The organism is Trebonia sp., assembly GCF_030042015.1.
In the GTDB taxonomy this organism is placed as follows: domain Bacteria; phylum Actinomycetota; class Actinomycetes; order Streptosporangiales; family Streptosporangiaceae; genus Trebonia.
The window spans coordinates 1-3,589 of the sequence record NZ_JASIAL010000343.1 but is presented as its reverse complement, the minus strand read 5'-3'; the positions used below and the strand labels follow the sequence as shown (position 1 = coordinate 3,589).

Genomic DNA, 3,589 nt, shown 5'->3' with positions numbered 1-3,589 from the left:
CGGCCGGGCGGGCGGCCGCGGTCGCCTACGGGGTGCGGCACGCGGTCGCGCTGCGCCGCGGCACCCGGCGCCGGGCCCTACCCGGCCACCTGGTTAACGGCGCCGAGCTTCCGCCCGCGGGCCGGGGCCGGACGGGGACCTCGCGATGATACGCAGGGCGTTCTGGCTCCTCGTCGGGGCGGTCGGCGGGATCGTGGGCTACCGGCGAGCCGCCGCGTTCGGCCGCCGCGCGGCCAGGAAGAACTGGGCCCGTGAGACGGCCCGTTTCGCCCGCGACGTCCGGGAGGGCATGGACCTGTACACGGCTCGGCATCAGGGCCGGATAGGGCCTACCCTCGGAGCAGACACAGACCACCACGAAAAAGGATGACCGCCCATGCAGTCGGCTGAGATCGCCCGCCGTTTCCTGGCGTACTTCGAGGCGCAGGGGCACGCGATCGTGCCCTCGGCCAGCCTCGTCGCCGACGATCCCACGCTGCTGTTCGTGGTCGCGGGGATGCAGCCGTTCAAGCCGTACCTGCTCGGGCAGCAGACACCGCCGTACAAGCGGGTGGCAGACGTGCAGAAGTGCGTGCGGACCCTGGACATCGAAGAAGTCGGCAAGACGACACGGCACGCGACGTTCTTCCAGATGCTCGGCAACTGGTCGTTCGGCGACTACTTCAAGGAAGGCGCGATCCCGTTCGCCTGGGAGCTGCTGACCAAGCCCGAGCGCGACGGCGGGTTCGGCTTCCCCGAGTCGAAGCTGTGGGCGACCGTGCTGCACGGGGACGACGAGGCCTACGCGATCTGGCGGGACGAGATCGGCCTGCCCGGGGACCGGATCCAGCGCAGGGGGCTGAAGGACAACTACTGGCACATGGGCGTGCCGGGACCGGGCGGCCCGTGCTCGGAGATCTACTACGACCGCGGCCCCGAGTACGGCCGCGACGGCGGGCCAGAGGCCGACGAGGACCGGTACCTGGAGGTATGGAACCTGGTCTTCATGCAGGACCAGCTGAGCGCGGTCCGCGCCAAGGACGACTTCGACGTCGAGGGTCCGCTCCCGCACCGCAACGTCGACACCGGCATGGGCCTGGAGCGGATGGCCGCGCTGCTGCAGGGCGTGGACAACATCTACGAGATCGACACCACCTGGAAAATCCTCGACAAGGCGGCCGAACTCACCGAGCAGGACTACGGCAGGGACCGCAAGACCGACGTGGCGCTGCGCGTGGTCGCCGACCACGTGCGCAGCGCCGTGATGCTCATCGAGGATGGCGTGCTGCCAGGCAACGAGGCAGGCGGTTACGTGCTTCGCCGGCTGCTGCGCCGCTCCATCCGCAACCTGCGGCTGCTGTCGGGCGCGCAGCGTGGCGGCGGCGAGCCCGCGTCCACGGGGTTCATGCACGAGCTGACGGCGGTCGCCATCGACGCGATGGGCGAGCAGTTCCCCGAGCTGCGCCGGGACGCGGCCAACATCCACACGGTCATCGACGCCGAGGAGGCGGCGTTCGCGGGCACGCTGCGCACCGGCACCGCCATCTTCGACGTGGCGGTGGAGGAGACGCGCCGCAAGCACTCCGCGGTGCTGTCCGGCGCCCAGGCGTTCCAGCTGCACGACACCTACGGCTTCCCGATCGACCTGACGCTGGAGATGGCCTCAGAACAGGGCCTGTCGGTGGACGAGGAGGGCTTCCGCCGGCTGATGGGCGAGCAGCGGGCGCGGGCGAAGAAGGACGCGGCGGAAAAGAAGACGGGCAACGCGGACATCTCGGTGTTCGCGACGCTGCTCGAGCAGGCGGGCCGGGTCACGTTCACCGGCTATGACCTGGCAGCGGGCGAGGCGACGGTGGCCGGGCTGCTGTCCGGCGGCGGCGTGCCGGTGCGGTCCGCCGCGGCCGGCTCGGAAGTCGCCGTCGTGCTCGACCGCACCCCGTTCTACGCCGAGGGCGGCGGCCAGCTGGCCGACACGGGCGTGATCAGGACCGACGGCCCCGGCGGCCCGGCCGAGATCGCGGTGACCGACGTCCAGACGCCGCTGCCCGGGCTGATCGTGCACCGCGGCACGGTCCGGTCCGGCGAGGTGACGACCGGCGACCAGGCGTACGCGGAGATCGACGTCGAGCGCCGCCGCGCGACGTCCCGCTCGCACACCGCGACCCATCTGGTGCACCGCGCGCTGCGCGGCGCGCTCGGCGAGTCCGCGGCGCAGGCGGGGTCGGAGAACGCCCCGGGCCGGCTGCGGTTCGACTTCACCGCCGCGGGCGCGGTGCCCGTCACCGTGCTGCGCGAGGTAGAGGACGAGGTCAACCGGGTGCTGATCGACGACCTGACGGTGCGCGCGTTCCACACCTCGCTGGAGGAAGCCCGGTCGATGGGGGCGCTGGCGCTATTCGGCGAGAAGTACGGCGGCGAGGTCCGCGTCGTGGAGGTCGGCGAGTACTCCCGCGAGCTTTGCGGCGGCACGCACGTCGCCAGGTCCGGCCAGCTCGGCCTGGTGAAGCTGCTCGGCGAGTCGTCCATCGGGTCCGGCGTGCGCCGGGTCGAGGCGCTCGTGGGCATCGACGCGTTCCGGTTCCTCGCCAGGGAGAGCGTGCTGGTCAGCCAGCTCGGCGAGCAGCTCAAGGCGCGCCAGGAAGAGCTGCCCGAGCGCGTCTTCGGCCTGGTGACCCGGCTGCGCGAGGCGGAGCGTGAGCTGTCCCGGTTCCGTTCCGCCCAGCTCCTCGAGGCGTCAGGCGAGATCGCGGCCCGGGCGGAGAAGATCGGCGGCATAACGTTCGTCCCCTACCGGGTACCGGACGGTACGGATGCCGACGCGATGCGCAAGCTGGCGCTTGACGTACGGTCGCGCTTCACCGCGCCCCAGCCGGCAGTGGTCATGGTGACCGGAGTGCCGGCAGACCGGCCGATCTTCTTGTTCGCGGTCAATGAGGCGGGCCGCGAAGCCGGCCTCTCGGCCGGTACCCTGGCCAACGGCACGGCGAGGACGTTCGGCGGCGGTGGCGGCGGCAGGCCGGACATCGCCCAGGGCGGTGCCGCGCCGACCTTCGTACTAGGTGACGGAAATGCGGCGTTTGATGTTGTCCGCAATGCTTTGCGGGACAGTGGCCGAACTGGCGGGTAGCGTGTTGCCATGTTGTCGCGGACTGCTCGTCCGATGAGGCCAGGGGTTCGCCTGGCGGTCGACCCCGGCTCAGTCCGCGTTGGCGTGGCACGCTGCGATCCCGGCGGCGTTCTCGCCACCCCGCTGACCGTCGTGCGGCGGGGCAAGGGCGATCTGGACGCGCTTGCCTCGCTGGCCGCAACCGAGGATGCAATGGAGATCTTGGTGGGCCTGCCCAGGTCCCTGTCCGGCCGTGAAGGCCCGGCCGCGGCTGCCGCGCGGCGGTTCGCGGCGGACCTCGCCGCCCGGGTCGCGCCGCTTCCCGTGCGGCTCGTGGATGAGCGTTTCACCACCGCGACAGCGCACGACGCGCTGCGCGCGGGCGGGCACGACTCGCGCGCGCGGCGGCAGAGCGTCGATTCGGCTGCCGCGGCGGTGCTGCTCGACGCGGCGCTCGAGTCCGAGCGGCGGACCGGGCTCGCACCGGGCGACCTGGTGCGCCCG

Annotated in this window: 3 protein-coding genes; all 3 read left to right on the top strand. The window is 72.1% G+C overall.

From position 1 onward, the window contains the following. Positions 1–145 precede the first annotated feature (145 nt). Entirely contained in the window at positions 146–370 is a 225-nt protein-coding gene (locus Q1N79_RS18435; RefSeq protein ID WP_300610540.1) for a hypothetical protein, read from the top strand. Between the two features lie 6 nt (positions 371–376). Further along, positions 377–3,106, top strand: coding sequence for an alanine--tRNA ligase (alaS, locus tag Q1N79_RS18430; protein WP_300610538.1), 2,730 nt, complete (start codon positions 377–379; stop codon positions 3,104–3,106). Between the two features lie 33 nt (positions 3,107–3,139). Then, positions 3,140–3,589 (top strand): Holliday junction resolvase RuvX (gene ruvX, locus Q1N79_RS18425; protein ID WP_300610535.1); only part of this gene is annotated, 450 nt, incomplete at its 3' end.

Bases quoted from the DNA above. Each gene is read 5' to 3' on its own strand.
- Q1N79_RS18435 (WP_300610540.1), top strand. From the start codon at position 146: ATGATACGCAGGGCGTTCTGGCTCCTCGTCGGGGCGGTCGGCGGGATC.
- alaS (WP_300610538.1), top strand. From the start codon at position 377: ATGCAGTCGGCTGAGATCGCCCGCCGTTTCCTGGCGTACTTCGAGGCG.